Below are 13,972 nucleotides of genomic sequence, written 5' to 3'. Positions count from 1 at the left end.
GGTCTGGGTGATTGGTTACGCTAATGCGGGTAAGAGTCGTCGTGGCGTATGCCGTGACCAAGAAAGAGGTGCACATCCATGGGTGCTGGTGAAATTGCAGGACTAATCGCGGCGATCGCCTTCGCCATCCTCGCCGGATTCCTGATCTACCCGTTGATCCGTCTTGGCAAGCTGTTCGACCAGATCGCCGACACCGTCAAGGAGACCGGCGACCATGCGCTGCCGGCGCTCGATGAGGGCGTGACCACGGTGCAGCAGGTCAACAAGTCGCTCACCGACGTGAACAAGATCTCGGCCGCCGCGTCAAGCACAGCCAACAACGTCGGCGCATTGACCAACCTCTACGGCTCGTTCCTGGGCAAGCCGGTCATCAAGCTGGCCTCCACGTTCTATGCGATGAAGGTCACCGCGCAATCGTTCCTGCATAAGAACAAGGCCGGCAAGGCCTCCGTCATCGTCGAAGAAGCCAAGGGGGAGTGATGTTCAAACGTCTGTTCTGGGTGGGGCTCGGTGTGGTCGCCGGAGTCGTCGCCGTCAGCAAGGCCCAAGCGTATGTGAAAGCCAACACGCCCGACAAGGCGCGCCAATTCCTGCTGGGGCCCGATCAGGAGAACGTGGGCATGCGCACGCTCGAAGGCCTCGTTAATGAGTTCACGCAGGTGCGCCGCACGCGCGAAGCGGAGCTCAACAACCGTTACATCGACAAGCTGCAGTGACCCCAGCCGCAGCCAACCCACAACCACATAGGACATACCAAGGAGCGTCCCCCTACATGCGTACCGCGCAGATCGCACAGACCTATCTCAACTATTTCAAGAAGCACGACCATCTGGTGGTGCCGTCGGCTTCGCTCATCTCGCCGAACCCCACCACGCTGTTCACGATCGCCGGCATGGTGCCGTTCATCCCGTACCTGATGGGGGAGCAGACCCCGCCGAGTCACCGTATGGCGAGCAACCAGAAGTGCGTGCGCACGCTCGACATCGAAGAGGTGGGCAAGACCACCCGCCACGGCACCTTCTTCCAGATGCTGGGCAATTTCTCGTTCGGCGACTACTTCAAGGAAGAGGCCATCCACTACGCCTACGAGCTGCTCACCCTGCCGGTGGAGCAGGGCGGCTACGGCTTTGACCCCGAAAAGCTGTGGATGACCACCTACACCGACGACGAGGAAGCTCGCGCCATCTGGCGCAACGAGGGCGTCGACCCCGAGCACATCCAGATCCTGGGCATGGAAGACAACTTCTGGACGACCGGCGGCCCCGGCCCCGGTGGCCCCTGCTCGGAGATCTACGTGGACCGTGGGCCCGAGTACGGCAAGGAAGGCGGCCCGATCGCCGACGAGAACCGCTACATCGAGATCTGGGACCTCGTGTTCGAGAACTACATGGTCGACAACGTCAAGTCGAAGACCGACCTGCACATCGCCGGCGAGCTCAAGCACAAGAACATCGACACCGGTGCCGGCCTTGAGCGTCTGGCATACCTGCTGCAGGGCAAGCAGAACATCTACGAGACCGATGAGGTCTTCCCGGTCATCGAAGCCGCGGAAAAGCTCGCGGGCGTCAAGTACGGCGAGAACGCCGACGCCGACGTCAAGCTGCGCGTCGTCGCCGACCATGTGCGTTCGGCGCTGATGATCATGAGCGATGGCGTGCGCCCGAGCAATGCCGGCCGCGGCTATGTGCTGCGCCGACTGTTGCGCCGCACCATCGAGGCGATGCGTGTGCTCGGCGTGATGACGCCGGTGATGCCGGAACTGCTGCCGGTCTCCGAAGCCGCGATGGAGCCGAACTACCCCGAGCTCGCCACCACGTTCCACGATGTCTCCGAAGCCGCGTACGGCGAGGAGGACGCGTTCCGCCGTACGCTGACGAACGGCATCGAGATCTTCGACGTCGCCGTGAAGCAGGCCAAGGAGCAGGCGGCAGGCAAGCAGGATGCGCAGCCGGTGGTCTCCGGCGACGCCGCGTTCACGCTGCACGACACCTATGGCTTCCCGATCGAGCTGACCCTCGAAATGGCGCAGGACCAGGGCGTCAAGGTCGACGAGGCCAAGTTCCGCGAACTGATGAACGAGCAGAAGTCGCGCGCCCGCCAGGATGCGCTGAAGAAGCGCCACAACGTGGACTTGAGCGAATACGACGACTTCAAGAACAAGATGCAGTCGCCGATCGAATTCCTGGGCTACACCGACATGACGTCGCGCAGCCGTGTCATCGGCATCATGCAGGAAGGCGTCGGCTCGGTGCCGGCGGTGTCGGCCCCCGCCACCGTCGAGGTGATCCTGGACCGTACGCCGTTCTACGCGGAGGCCGGCGGCCAGCTCGCCGACCAGGGCGACATCGTCTCCGATGATGGCGCCGTGCTTGAGGTGGACGACGTGCAGAAGCCGATCAAGGACCTCATCGTGCACCAGTGCCGCCTCATCGAAGGCACGCTCGTCGTCGGCGCCGAAGTGACCGCGGAGATCGACGTCGAACGCCGTGGCGCGATCGCCCGTTCGCACACCGCGACGCACATCGTGCACAAGGCGCTGCGTGAGGAGCTCGGCCCACAGGCCACCCAGCGCGGTTCCGAAGACGCGCCGAACCGCCTGCGCTTCGACTTCCAGTGGCCCAAGGCCCCGACCAAGTCGCTCATGAGCGCTGTGGAAGCGCGCGTGAACGACCGTCTGCGCGACAATCTGCGTGTGTCGACACAGGAGATGAAGTTCGACGACGCCATTGCGCTCGGCGCCATGCACCTGTTCGGTGAGAAGTACGGCGATGTGGTGCGTGTTGTGACGATCGGCGACGACGGCTGGAGCCGTGAGCTGTGCGGCGGCACGCACGTCGACTACGCCGGCAAGATCGGCATGGTCAACATCCTGTCCGAAGCCTCGGTGGGTTCCGGCGTGCGTCGTGTGGACGCGCTCGTGGGCCAAGGCGCCTACGATTACAACGCACGTGAGCATGCACTCGTCTCGCAGCTGTCCGACACGCTCAACGCGCGCCCCGACGAGCTCGCCGAGCGTGTGAACACGCTGCTCGCCAAGCTCAAGGATTCCGACCGCAAGCTCGCGTCGATGTACGAGGCCCAGCTGGCCGCCTCGGTGCCGCGGATCATCCAGACCGCCAAGGAATCGAACGCGCCGGTTGTGGTGGCCGCGAAGAATGTCGGCCACTTCGGTTCCTTCGACGTGCTGCGCAAGACCGTCATGGACATCCGCAACCGTCTGGGAGACGACAAGCCCGTGGTGGTGGCCCTCGCCGGCGTGAACGAGGACGACCGCCCGATGGTGGCCGTGGCCACGAATGAGGCTGCGCGCAAGGACGGCATCAAGGCCGGTGACCTGGTGCGTGGCGCATCCAAGATGCTCGGCGGCGGTGGCGGCGGCAAGCCCGACTTCGCCCAGGGCGGCGGCTCCGACGCGACGCAGATCGACGCCGCGCTCGAAGCACTGCAGCGTGAGGCCGCGAAGGCCTGAGCGTGTATGGTGTGGCTTGGCGTTGATCTGGGGAACGCACGGGTCGGACTGGCATTGTCCGACCCGGAGCTCACGCTGGCGCATCCCGCCGGCAACATCACAGTCCGGCGGGATTATTTCGAGGCGTTCGATGACGTGCTCAACGTCATCGAAGACAACCGGGTGGATCGTGTTGTCATCGGCCTGCCACTGGATATGGATGGGACCGAAGGGCGTAGCGCGAAAAAGGCGCGCCGCTGGTCCACCAATCTGGTCACACGGCTTGAACATGAGCGGAATGATCCACAATCTGGCATCACATGGATGCCAGATGTTATGCTCATAGATGAACGGCTGACGACGGTCGACGCCCATCGGCGGCTATTCGATGCCCAAGTCGACAGTCGCCACCACAGGGCGGTCGTCGATCAGCAGTCCGCGGTGACCATCCTCCAGATGGCGCTCGACCGACCATGAGCATAGATGAAGTTATGAGGAGCAAGCGTGTCAGACGACATCCATGATTTTTTCAATGACGATGATTCATGGGGGAATGCGCAACAGGACGATGCGGGGGCACCCCCTGCACCACCCCGGTCGCGTCGTGACATGCGCATGAAGCGCAAAAGCAAGCAACGCCATAGGATGGTGAAACTCACCATCGTGATTGCGGTGGTCATCGCGCTGATCGTCGGTGGCATCTACGCCTACCGCGCCGTCAAGCAATGGCGGCACAACACCCTTGCGGATTCCTCGGTCGTCGAGGATTACCCGGGACCGGGCTCCGGCAGTGTCGCGTTCACGGTCACCGCCGGGGAAGGCGTGACGCAAATCGCCGAGCATCTGGTGCGGGAGGACGTGATCAAGTCCGTGGACGCGTTCACCGGCGTGGTCTCCGCAAACGACATGACGTTGTACCCGGGCACCTATGAGCTCAAACACCAGATGAAGGCGTCGCAGGCCGCGCAGATCCTCTCCGACCAAGGCAATGCCAAGGGCTTCGTGGAAGTGCGGCAGGGCGAACGTCTGCAGGCGGTGCTCGAACGTGCATCCGAGGCGTCCGGCATCGAACTGAAGGACTTCGAGGCCGTCACCACCAACGCCGAAGAGGCGTCGAAGATCCTGCCGGCGGAAGCCAACGGCAATTTCGAAGGCTGGCTTGAGCCGGGCGTGTACAACGTCTCGGCGGACCCCAGCGCCACGCAGATCCTTACCGATATGGTCAAGGCGCGCATCAGCAAGCTCGACGAGCTGGGTGTGCCGCAAGGCACGGACCGTGAACGCACACTGATCATCGCTTCCATCGTGGAAGCAGAGGTCAATTCGTCCGAATACTACGGCATGGTCAGCCGCGTCATCCAAAACCGACTCAACGACGACATGTCGCTCGGCATGGACAGCACAGTGGCCTATGGATTCGGCATCAACGGCGCCGAATTGACGAACGACCAGCTCAACGACGGCAGCAATCCATACAACACGCGCGTCAACAAGGGACTGCCTCCCACCCCAATCAGCAATCCGGGCGATGACGCCGTCGAGGCGGCGATGCACCCCAGCGACGGCAATTGGCTGTACTTCGTGACGACGAACCTCAAGACCGGTGAGACCAAGTTCACCGACAACTACGACCAGTTCGAACAGTACGTGCAGGAGTACAAGCAGAACAACGACGGCGCGAACTAACCCAAGAACGCAATGGCGGCGACTCCCGCCGCCACGATGACCGGTGCGAACGGCACTTTGCCTGCACCGGTCATCTGCATATGCCGCAGTGCCTGCCATGCCAGGATCCATCCCGCGCCGATGGCCGCCATGCACATCCACCACAGCACAAAGGCGGTGGAGGAGTGACCGCCGACGGCGCATCCCACGAGCGCGCAGAGTGTGACATCGCCCAGCCCGACCGCGCCGGGACGCATCAACGCGAGCGCCAACTGGATGCCGGCGCCCGCCACCATGCCGGTGAGCGCTCCGGCGAGTGCTTCCCATCGTCCTGCATATGCCGCGGCCACGGTGAATGCCGCCAGCTGGCACAGCACGCCGCACATGATCCATGCGCGCGGAATGCGCCGCGTGCGCACATCGTGCGCGCTTACGGCGATTCCGAAGAGCAGACTCGGCAGGTAGCAAAGGTACGGCATACCGTTAAGATAGTCGCAGTATTCACCGAGATAAAGGAGCGGGCATGTTGCGTTGGCAGACGGCGGGCGAATCGCATGGCGAGGCGCTTGTGGCGATGATCGAAGGGGTTCCGGCCGGGGTTGAGGTCACGAGCGACGACATTCGTGGGGCCCTCGCCCGCAGACGGCTGGGGTATGGCCGTGGCGCGCGCATGAAATTCGAACAGGACCAAGTGCGTCTGCTCACCGGCGTGCGCCACGGCAGCACGCTCGGCTCGCCGATCGCCATCGAGATCGGCAACACCGAATGGCCCAAGTGGACGGAAGTGATGAGCGCCGACCCGCTCGATCACGAGATCGCGCGCGAGGGCCGCAATGCGCCGTTGAGCCGTCCACGCCCCGGGCACGCCGACCTGACCGGCATGCGCAAGTACGGCTTCGATGACGCCCGCCCGGTGCTTGAACGGTCAAGCGCACGCGAGACAGCTTCGCGCGTCGCCTTGGGTGAGGTGGCCGCACGGTTCCTCGAGCAGGTGGCGGGCATCCGCACCGTCTCCCACGTGCTCTCCATCGGTGGCGCAGGTGTCGAGGGACAGTCGGCGGACCCGACCCCCGACGACGTGGAGCGCTTGGACGCCTCGCCCGTGCGCACGCTCGACAGCGACGCCGAAACGCGGATGATCGCGCGCATCGATGAGGCGAAAGCCAATGCGGACACCCTTGGCGGTGTCGTCGAGGTGATCGCCTATGGCATGCCGGCAGGCGTCGGCACCTATGTGGAATCCGACCGCAGGCTCGACGCCGCCTTGGCCGCCGCGGTCATGGGCGTGCAGGCCATCAAGGGCGTCGAGATCGGCGATGGGTTCCTTGAAGCGATGCGTCCGGGCTCGCAGGCGCACGACGAGATGGTGGTGGGCGATGACGGCCATATCGACCGTCTGACGAACCGTGCCGGCGGCATCGAAGGCGGCATGTCCAATGGGCAGCCGATCCGCGTGCGCGCGGCGATGAAGCCGATCCCGTCGATCCCCAAGGCGCTGCGCACCGTGGATGTGGCCACGGGTGAGGCGGCCCAGGCGATCAACCAGCGTTCCGACAGCACGGCGGTGCCGGCTGCGGCCGTTGTGGTCGAGGCCATGGTGCGCCTCACCTTGGCCCGCGAACTGCTCGAGAAGTTCGGTGGCGACAGTGTGGACGAGACACGGCGCAACCTTGAAAGCTACCTGGCCTCGTGGCCAGAGCACATGCGGTGAGTGCCATGGCCAATACACCTGATGGGGCAGTGCGCCCCCTGGCCGTCATCATCGGCATGATGGGGGCGGGCAAGACCCGGCTCGGCAAGGAAATGGCGCAGATGATGGGCTTGCCGTTCCGCGACGCCGACATCCAGATCGAACGGCGCATCGGCATGTCGATCCCACAGTATTTCGCACAGCAGGGCGAGACCGCGTTCCGCGAGGTGGAACGCGAGGTGATCCTCGAGACGCTCGAAGGATTCGACGGCATCTACGCGCTGGGCGGGGGCGCCCCGATGACGCCGGCCGTGCAGCAAGGGCTGGCCGCATACGCGCGCGCCGGCGGCAAGGTGATCTACCTGCAGGCGGACCCGCATGAGGCCATGACCCGAGCACGCCGTGCCGGCGGCCGGCCGATGCTCGACGGTGACGCCGATGCACGCTGGATGGCCCTCTACGAACAGCGCGACCCGACCTACCGTGCCGTGAGCAACGTCGTGGTACGCACCCACGGCATGACCCCGAAAACCGCAGCGAGAAAGATGATCGAGATGACAGACGAAGGCATTGTGCATGTCGACGGTTCCGGCATTGAACCCTACGACGTGCGCATCGGCGAAGGCGCGTTGAACCACCTGCCGGACGTGCTCGGCGAAGGTCCGGTGCGCGTGGCGCTCATCCATACGCAATCCGTGCAACGCCACTCCGACCGCGCCCGCGCGATCCTGCGCAAGGCAGGCTACGAGGTGAGCGACATTGTGGTGCCCGACGCCGAAGCGGGCAAGACCGCGCACGTGGCCAACGGCATCTGGGAAAGGCTCGGCAACGAAGGCTTCACACGGTCCGACGCGATTGTCGGCCTTGGCGGCGGCGCCTGCACCGACCTCGCCGGGTTCATCGCGGCCACATGGATGCGCGGTGTACGCTATGTGAACTGCCCGACCTCGCTGCTGGCGATGGTCGACGCGTCGACGGGCGGCAAGACCGGCATCAACACACCACAAGGCAAGAACCTCGTCGGCTCGTTCTACACGCCGGCCGGCGTGCTCGCCGACCTGCGCACACTCACATCGCTGCCGAACGACATCTTCATCGAAGGCCTCGGCGAAGTAGCGAAATCAGGCTTCATCCGCGACCCTGAGATCCTCACGATCCTTGAGGAGCATGCCAGCGAACTGCGCGCATTTGACGGCGAGACATTCCTCGACTCGCCCCTCAAACCCGTCGTCGCCGAACTCATCGAACGCACCGTGCGCGTCAAGGCGCACCATGTGTCCGCCGACCTCAAGGAAGCGGGCCTGCGCGAGTTCCTCAACTACGGCCACACGTTCGGCCACGCGGTCGAACAACTCGAGCATTTCCGCTGGAGGCACGGCAACGCGGTGGCCGTCGGCATGATCTACGCCGCCGAACTGTCGAACCTGACCGGGCACCTCGACCGTCAGACCGTGGAATACACCTACGACCTGCTCGACCGGCTCGGGCTGCCCACGTCTTGGAACGGCGCCGATTTCGACGCGGTACTCGCCCTGATGCACCGCGACAAGAAGGCGCGCGGTAATACACTGCGGTTCGTGGGGCTCGAAAAGATCGGCAAGCCGTTCCACCTCAACGCCCCCGATGCTCAAGCGGTGCGCGAGGCGTTCGAACGCGTGCGCCAACAGGCGTGACGCGCAGACGGTATTATCATGGGGCTGGGAAGCCCGCAAAGGATTGGAGTGGATATGGCCGAAGCTGAGCCAGTCAAGGTGATCGTCGTCAACGGACCGAATCTCGGGCGCCTCGGCGTACGGCAGCCGGACGTGTACGGCAGGCAGGACCTCGAGCAGCTGCGCAGGCTGTGCACGCAGTGGGCGCAGGAGCTTGGTCTCGACGTGGACGTGCGGCAGACCGACGACGAAGCGCAGATGGTGCAGTGGATGCACGAGGCGGCCGAGGGGCAGAAGGCGGTTGTCATGAACCCGGCCGCGTTCACGCATTACTCGTATGCGCTCGCCGACGCAGCGCACATGGTGCTTGATGCGGATATGCCGCTCATCGAAGTGCACATCTCGAACCCGGCCGCGCGCGATGAGTTCCGCAAGCGTTCCGTGATCAGCCCGGTCGCCACCGGCACGATCACCGGCCTTGGCTTCTTCGGCTACAAACTCGCGCTTGAGGCGGTGGCCGAGCTGACGAAGGCGTGAGCGGAATACATTCCAACACCGATACGATGAGGGGAAGGGCGCCAGACGACCTGTCAGTCAGTGCCGGCATCCTCTCCTTCACCGGTACGGCGCCACTGGAGCTTGGAATTGTAGCCATGGGGGTGGTCGGCCTTCTCATTTCGCACCGAGCCAAGCGTATCCATCCACCAGTGCTCACGTTCGATGATCGTGCGGTTCGCCACACGGGGGTCGAAGATGTCGAGGATCGAATATTGGAAGTGCTCCTCGATGTACGACACCCCTTGTTCGGCGACCAGGTCTTTCAATAGCGTGTTGCCGCCGGTGTGGTCGCCTTGCGCGTATTCCTGCCAGCGTGACAACAGGCCACGTTCGCCACCATGGCGGCTGTAGGCCGAACCGACATAGTGCCAACCGGTGAGCGTGTCGGTCTGCAGATACACGGCGTTGACAGCTCCCAGTGCGCCGCGCCATTCGTCGTTATGTACGGCGGCGACGAGCTCTTTGAAGGACAGACGTACGTTGTCGTATCCGGGGAACGGCATCGCGGACACAGGCGATTGCGCGATCTTCTCGACGATCATCGTGTCGAAGAAGCGCGCCCGCAGCCCGGCATCGGCCATGTCGTTCACCATCTGTATCGCGCCTCGCCTCTTGCGGTAGACGACGACGGTGCGCGCTTCGAAGGGGCGGAAGCGCTCGATCGGTTTGCGTTGATAGACCTCGTTGCCTCCGCGCATCACCGTGTCACCAACCTCATAGCCGCCGATGAACAGCCAATGGGTTGCCGGTTTCTCACGGCTGTTGAGCTGGATGAACTGCAGCACCTTGCGCCGCCGTAGATTGCCACCGGCCCTGCTGCCGTTCCACCTGCGTGTGAACACCCAATCCATCAGCGCATCGTGCTGCTCATAATACATTGTCATAGCATCGAACCATGCGTCGCTGCTCTGATTCAACCTGATTGAATACTCCGAGAGCTCCTTCTCGGTGATGCCGAGCATCTTGAAGAATCCAATCGGTGAGTTGTCATGCTCCATGATCTGTTCCTTTCTTGCAGTGTGCGGTCATTGCTGCACGCGGTGTTGGCCCCCGGCGTCGGCGAGGTCATGGCGCTGCGCGTGCCAATAGGCGTCGTCCAATGCGGTGGCTCCTTGGGACATCATGTCGAACCATCCATCGTCGACCGTGAAGTCCGCCGTTCCGAACAACGTGAGATCCGCCGGCCAAACGGGGCGCAACTTGGAGCGGAAGGTGTTCAGGGAATCCGGTAACCGGGGGATTTCGTCAAGGCACAACGGGGGGAGTAACGTCGTCTCCTCCTCGGCAAGGGCGATACGATGCCTGCCGATATCGATGATGGCGCCGTCGTTGTGTGCCGCATCTGCGGCGATTTCGAGCAGCTGTACGGTCTGCCACAACCGGTCGATGGCTTCATCATAGATGTTCGTGCCATGTTCGTCATCGATGAGCTCACGATAGAACGGCTTGCCGTCGAAGGCCATGATGTTGAGCTCACGGAAGTCGTTCCCGGGGGCACCGGCGGACTGCAGCCGTGCGATGGAGGTGAATGGCACGGCGAGGGCTGTCGTTTTGTCCTCCGAGGGTGAGGCGACCGTCCAATCCGACCAAGCGAGCGTGGACAACCATCCGGTGACCGCTTGTTCGAGATTGTCCGCGCGCACCGAGCGCGGAACATCGGTGTTCTGGCGAATGCGATAACGGAACCCAAGCGTGGTCATAGGTGCCTTCTTCGATGCGCGGACAGTATCTTTGCATCATGATAACTTATATAAAAGATAAAATGATGATGAGCGTGCCCCATTGCGTGTTCCAGCCGGTTTTACTTGCTGTTGAGCGTCGTCGTCTCCGCGGTGACCGCCTCGGGTGGGATGATCGCGCGCTCGTCGAAATAGGCGATAGGGTTTTTCGAATCGTTGCGTTCGAGCGTTTTGCCGATCCATGGGTCGTAGCGCTCGCCGGCGAGGTCACCGAGGAACCACATGCGCATGTCGTCGCGTTTGACGATGCCCTTGATTTTGGCGACGCAGACGACGACGTTGTCCGGGTTGAGGATGATGCCGATATCACATCGCACCGCGCGCCCCGGTTCGAGCTTCCACCAGCCGGCGCTGCAACTCCAGACGTCTCGCTGGGAGAGGCCCGGTTGCCAACCGATTGCGGTGATCGCATGGTTGTCGGGGTCTTGTTCGTCGTAGTCCAGGATCTTTCGCGGTCCGATCTTCATGGTGACGATTTCGGCCATCATCGTCCTTCCGTGCAAAGTACTTCATTATCTTTTTACCAAGATAGAGCAACATTCGGGCATGTCGGGATTGCCGTGGGCTCCGTACGACGATTTGACAGGTCGCTGGGCGTGGATTACAGTTCTAGCTACTTTTATCTTTTATAAAAGATAAAAAGATAAGGAGAAGCGATGGGGCGCAGGAAGATGGAAACTGGTGACATCGTCGTTGTCGATGCACGTGGCGTCAGGGCGCTCGGCATCGTCGAGGAGATATCCGGCGATGCTGAAAAAACCGGTGGCCTGGGGAATGCCTCCCAAGGCAAGTGGGCGTATAGGATACGCATATTGTGTGGTTCCCGTCATGCCGATGGGTCGCCTGTGCCGGCGGATACGGACATCTGGATCAACGATGATCCATGGGATGTGCGGGTCGATGGCGAGGATGGGTATGCGCTGCCGGAGCACTTCCAAGGTGAGGATGTGGCAAGGCTGCTGGCGAAAGCCGGCGTGGCACGCAAAAGCATGACCTCTGATGAGGAGGGGGCATGGAACAGGCGGAAACGGCGCACAGCCATCATAAAGTGGATTATCGCGGTGGTCTGTGTGGTTGCGGTCGTGCTGGGTGCGGGTGTCTTGGTGAAGCGTCACCGGCAGCAGGTTGCTGAACAGCAACGGCAGGAACGGTTGGACAACCTCATTGACAGTACTGATTCATATGCACTGGGGCTACTGAGGCAGTGCGGCGATCTGCAGACGATCAGCACAGGGCTCGGCGCACAATATGCAACGGTTGCCCCCCCGTACCGATGGGCTCGATTCAGCGACATTGGGGTGCATGCTTGAGTCAATGGGCGAGCAGGATACGGGAGCCAATGAATTGTCGCTCTGGCGAGCACTTATCGGCGCCTCCGTCGGAAACCTCGTGACGAATCCCAAACAATTGGAATCGTTGCCTTGGCAAACGGTGATGGATATCAAGATTCGCTGTGGCATGGGTTTCGACAGTGTGGTCATGTGTGATGTCCGCAGTGGGGATGAATCATTCGGCGAGGGGGATACGAATGGTGGCGCCTCCTCGGATGATTCGGCGTCGAGCGGATCGGCTTCCACAGATGCATCAACATCATCCGCCAACAGCTCCGAGAAAGCCGGAGCGCAATCAGGGGAGGGTGAGTTCGATCCGGATAACGTCCGTGGCAGATGGTGCCAGAAGGATGGTGTCACTTGCGTCGTCATCACGCCACAGACCGAGGGGCAGGCGATGCCGCTTGTGCTGGACACCTCCCAGATGGGTGATGCGAACCCGTTGCCGGACGGGCAGACGTCGACCCTGATGGTCCCTAATTATCAAAGCCAGCAAGACCCCGCGACGCTCAGGCAACAATTCCACATGGTCACCGAATACACCTACCGCATCGACTGCAGCACCCAAACGGATGCAAGCTCATGTGACGGCGAGACAGTGCATAAGCCGGCATATGACCAGTCCACTGGCGCTCCTGCCTCGGCCGGCATCATCATGGTGCAGAAGCCATTGGAAGTGGTCCGCGTGGGGCCTGACAACATATTGCCCATCGATGGGATCGATGCATCGAACCCACCGGCGCAAGTGGCGTATCTCATCATCAAACCGTACGGCGAAGCGCAACCCAACAGCGTCTCTGACGATATGGTGTTCTACTCGCGCATGACTTGAATGGAGGATGGCAGATGACCCGCAGAGCCATGAGATTGGGTGATATCATCGTCGTTGACGGTGCTGGACTGGATGCGCTTGGCCTGGTGGTCGACGTCTCAACCGACCCCGCGCTGACCAAAGGCGTCGCGTACGATGGAGTGCCGGCGTACCGTGTGCACGTACTGCAGGGGAGGCGGCGGGAGTCGGGTGCCGTATTGCCTGTGCATGGGGATCTCTGGATCCGTGACAATCCATGGGATGTGCACATCGATGGTGAGGATGGCTATGCATTGCCGTATTTGTTCCAAGGTGTGGATGTCGACCGTATGCTGTCTGCGTATGCCGTTTCCAGACGTCCCCCTGAACAGGCTGCCACGCGCCGTTCCATGGCGAGCATCAGCGCGTCCCCAAGAGTATGGGCCATCGTAGCGGTGATTGCGGTTGTTGCCGTTGTGCTGCTTGTGCGCATGAATAATCGCCCTCATCCGGATGTCTCGATTCCATTGGCGCAGGCATACGCCACGCACTGTGATGCATATCCTGATCTACCGCCAATCATGCTGTCGAACAATGGGTTGAATGTGTGGAGAGGTGTTGAGGGGACCGTCTCGGAAGCGGATGAACCATGGACTTCCGATGCCTTTGCATGTTTTGTGGCGCAGATTGGCTACACGAAAGGGGAGGCTGCTTTCGTTGAGGAGATGGAAGCAGCCGTTGGGCTTAACCAATATGTGATCAATAAGCACTTCGTGATGTTCTGCCAGCAAGTGCAATACGTGGATGAGGTGTCCTGTGGCGTGTACAACAGGGCGTTCATTGGCTAGGTTTCGTTGTTCCCGCACTTGAATATCGCATATGCCTGAATATGCGGCGCCGCTGGCCATCAGTGCTATCACCGGACTCGGGTTCTTTGGGTACAAACTCGCACTCGAGACGGCGGCCGAGCTCGCCAAATGAGCTGCAATATCCACTTGTTGAACAGGGGTAAATCCCGCACAACCGTGTACAACCTTGCGAATCCCCTTCGTCTCTTTGGGCGGAGGGGATTCATTGTGTCGCACAATGTGAACGAAGT

Annotated in this window: 15 protein-coding genes; 11 read left to right on the top strand and 4 right to left on the bottom strand. The window is 62.0% G+C overall.

Translation table 11 applies throughout. The features are described 5' to 3' along the window. Nucleotides 1-78: 78 nt before the first annotated feature. From PG2093B_RS05035 to mltG, 5 genes are read left to right on the top strand one after another with little or no spacing between them, the layout of a single operon-like run. Nucleotides 79-480 carry a DUF948 domain-containing protein gene (locus PG2093B_RS05035; protein WP_129897549.1) on the top strand — a complete coding sequence of 134 codons (402 nt, stop codon included), beginning with the start codon at nucleotides 79-81 and terminating at the stop codon, nucleotides 478-480. Continuing rightward, complete coding sequence (locus PG2093B_RS05030; RefSeq protein ID WP_026643158.1) at nucleotides 480-716, top strand: hypothetical protein; 237 nt, start codon at nucleotides 480-482, stop codon at nucleotides 714-716. Before PG2093B_RS05035 ends, PG2093B_RS05030 begins: the two co-directional genes overlap by 1 nt. A gap of 56 nt (nucleotides 717-772) precedes the next feature. Next, entirely contained in the window at nucleotides 773-3,469 is a 2,697-nt protein-coding gene (gene alaS, locus PG2093B_RS05025) for an alanine--tRNA ligase (RefSeq protein ID WP_129897548.1), read from the top strand. A gap of 6 nt (nucleotides 3,470-3,475) precedes the next feature. Continuing rightward, the gene (ruvX, locus tag PG2093B_RS05020) at nucleotides 3,476-3,925 is read left to right on the top strand and encodes a Holliday junction resolvase RuvX (protein WP_129897547.1); all 450 of its coding nucleotides are present in this window, start codon (nucleotides 3,476-3,478) and stop codon (nucleotides 3,923-3,925) included. A 27-nt stretch (nucleotides 3,926-3,952) separates the two neighbouring features. After that, complete coding sequence (gene mltG, locus PG2093B_RS05015) at nucleotides 3,953-5,134, top strand: endolytic transglycosylase MltG (RefSeq protein WP_129897546.1); 1,182 nt, start codon at nucleotides 3,953-3,955, stop codon at nucleotides 5,132-5,134. On the opposite strand, the gene PG2093B_RS05010 is transcribed toward mltG, so the two are convergent. Next, nucleotides 5,131-5,592 carry a prepilin peptidase gene (locus tag PG2093B_RS05010; RefSeq protein WP_129897545.1) on the bottom strand — a complete coding sequence of 154 codons (462 nt, stop codon included), beginning with the start codon at nucleotides 5,590-5,592 and terminating at the stop codon, nucleotides 5,131-5,133. The genes mltG and PG2093B_RS05010 overlap by 4 nt on opposite strands. Before the next feature lie 44 nt (nucleotides 5,593-5,636). On the opposite strand from PG2093B_RS05010, the gene aroC reads away from it, so the two are divergent. Genes aroC through aroQ form a run of 3 tightly spaced genes read left to right on the top strand, consistent with a single transcriptional unit; the run spans nucleotide 5,637 to nucleotide 8,992 of the window. Beyond that, complete coding sequence (aroC, locus tag PG2093B_RS05005) at nucleotides 5,637-6,824, top strand: chorismate synthase (protein ID WP_129897544.1); 1,188 nt, start codon at nucleotides 5,637-5,639, stop codon at nucleotides 6,822-6,824. A 5-nt stretch (nucleotides 6,825-6,829) separates the two neighbouring features. Continuing rightward, nucleotides 6,830-8,476, top strand: coding sequence for a bifunctional shikimate kinase/3-dehydroquinate synthase (locus tag PG2093B_RS05000; RefSeq protein ID WP_129897543.1), 1,647 nt, complete (start codon nucleotides 6,830-6,832; stop codon nucleotides 8,474-8,476). A gap of 54 nt (nucleotides 8,477-8,530) precedes the next feature. Beyond that, nucleotides 8,531-8,992: a type II 3-dehydroquinate dehydratase gene (aroQ, locus tag PG2093B_RS04995; protein WP_026643152.1), complete on the top strand. Its 462-nt coding sequence runs from the start codon at nucleotides 8,531-8,533 to the stop codon at nucleotides 8,990-8,992. 53 nt (nucleotides 8,993-9,045) lie between these two features. On the opposite strand, the gene PG2093B_RS04990 is transcribed toward aroQ, so the two are convergent. From PG2093B_RS04990 to PG2093B_RS04980, 3 genes are all read right to left on the bottom strand, one after another. Beyond that, complete coding sequence (locus tag PG2093B_RS04990) at nucleotides 9,046-10,011, bottom strand: GIY-YIG nuclease family protein (RefSeq protein ID WP_129897542.1); 966 nt, start codon at nucleotides 10,009-10,011, stop codon at nucleotides 9,046-9,048. Nucleotides 10,012-10,038: 27 nt separating this feature from the next. Further along, nucleotides 10,039-10,713 (bottom strand): hypothetical protein, encoded by a 675-nt coding sequence (locus PG2093B_RS09065; protein ID WP_242502825.1) that lies wholly within the window; start codon nucleotides 10,711-10,713, stop codon nucleotides 10,039-10,041. A 101-nt stretch (nucleotides 10,714-10,814) separates the two neighbouring features. Then, nucleotides 10,815-11,240: a hypothetical protein gene (locus PG2093B_RS04980; protein WP_026643149.1), complete on the bottom strand. Its 426-nt coding sequence runs from the start codon at nucleotides 11,238-11,240 to the stop codon at nucleotides 10,815-10,817. A 168-nt stretch (nucleotides 11,241-11,408) separates the two neighbouring features. On the opposite strand from PG2093B_RS04980, the gene PG2093B_RS04975 reads away from it, so the two are divergent. From PG2093B_RS04975 to PG2093B_RS04965, 3 genes are read left to right on the top strand one after another with little or no spacing between them, the layout of a single operon-like run. Next, nucleotides 11,409-12,062, top strand: coding sequence for a hypothetical protein (locus tag PG2093B_RS04975; protein WP_129897541.1), 654 nt, complete (start codon nucleotides 11,409-11,411; stop codon nucleotides 12,060-12,062). 4 nt (nucleotides 12,063-12,066) lie between these two features. Beyond that, complete coding sequence (locus tag PG2093B_RS04970) at nucleotides 12,067-12,915, top strand: hypothetical protein (protein WP_129897540.1); 849 nt, start codon at nucleotides 12,067-12,069, stop codon at nucleotides 12,913-12,915. Nucleotides 12,916-12,929: 14 nt separating this feature from the next. Next, nucleotides 12,930-13,721 carry a hypothetical protein gene (locus PG2093B_RS04965; protein ID WP_129859618.1) on the top strand — a complete coding sequence of 264 codons (792 nt, stop codon included), beginning with the start codon at nucleotides 12,930-12,932 and terminating at the stop codon, nucleotides 13,719-13,721. The last annotated feature ends 251 nt before the right edge of the window (nucleotides 13,722-13,972 follow it).

It is taken from the genome of Bifidobacterium pseudolongum subsp. globosum (genome assembly GCF_004155535.1).
Lineage (GTDB): Bacteria > Actinomycetota > Actinomycetes > Actinomycetales > Bifidobacteriaceae > Bifidobacterium > Bifidobacterium pseudolongum_C.
This window is presented reverse-complemented; position numbering and strand designations above follow the sequence as displayed.

Excerpts from the sequence above, each read along its gene's own strand:
- PG2093B_RS05000 (WP_129897543.1), top strand. The coding sequence starts at position 6,830 with ATGGCCAATACACCTGATGGGGCAGTGCGCCCCCTGGCCGTCATCATC.
- PG2093B_RS05030 (WP_026643158.1), top strand. The coding sequence starts at position 480 with ATGTTCAAACGTCTGTTCTGGGTGGGGCTCGGTGTGGTCGCCGGAGTC.
- PG2093B_RS05035 (WP_129897549.1), top strand. The coding sequence starts at position 79 with ATGGGTGCTGGTGAAATTGCAGGACTAATCGCGGCGATCGCCTTCGCC.
- PG2093B_RS04965 (WP_129859618.1), top strand. The coding sequence starts at position 12,930 with ATGACCCGCAGAGCCATGAGATTGGGTGATATCATCGTCGTTGACGGT.
- alaS (WP_129897548.1), top strand. The coding sequence starts at position 773 with ATGCGTACCGCGCAGATCGCACAGACCTATCTCAACTATTTCAAGAAG.
- PG2093B_RS04990 (WP_129897542.1), bottom strand. The coding sequence starts at position 10,011 with ATGGAGCATGACAACTCACCGATTGGATTCTTCAAGATGCTCGGCATC.
- aroC (WP_129897544.1), top strand. The coding sequence starts at position 5,637 with ATGTTGCGTTGGCAGACGGCGGGCGAATCGCATGGCGAGGCGCTTGTG.
- PG2093B_RS09065 (WP_242502825.1), bottom strand. The coding sequence starts at position 10,713 with ATGACCACGCTTGGGTTCCGTTATCGCATTCGCCAGAACACCGATGTT.
- PG2093B_RS04970 (WP_129897540.1), top strand. The coding sequence starts at position 12,067 with ATGGGCGAGCAGGATACGGGAGCCAATGAATTGTCGCTCTGGCGAGCA.
- PG2093B_RS04980 (WP_026643149.1), bottom strand. The coding sequence starts at position 11,240 with ATGATGGCCGAAATCGTCACCATGAAGATCGGACCGCGAAAGATCCTG.
- aroQ (WP_026643152.1), top strand. The coding sequence starts at position 8,531 with ATGGCCGAAGCTGAGCCAGTCAAGGTGATCGTCGTCAACGGACCGAAT.
- ruvX (WP_129897547.1), top strand. The coding sequence starts at position 3,476 with ATGGTGTGGCTTGGCGTTGATCTGGGGAACGCACGGGTCGGACTGGCA.
- PG2093B_RS05010 (WP_129897545.1), bottom strand. The coding sequence starts at position 5,592 with ATGCCGTACCTTTGCTACCTGCCGAGTCTGCTCTTCGGAATCGCCGTA.
- PG2093B_RS04975 (WP_129897541.1), top strand. The coding sequence starts at position 11,409 with ATGGGGCGCAGGAAGATGGAAACTGGTGACATCGTCGTTGTCGATGCA.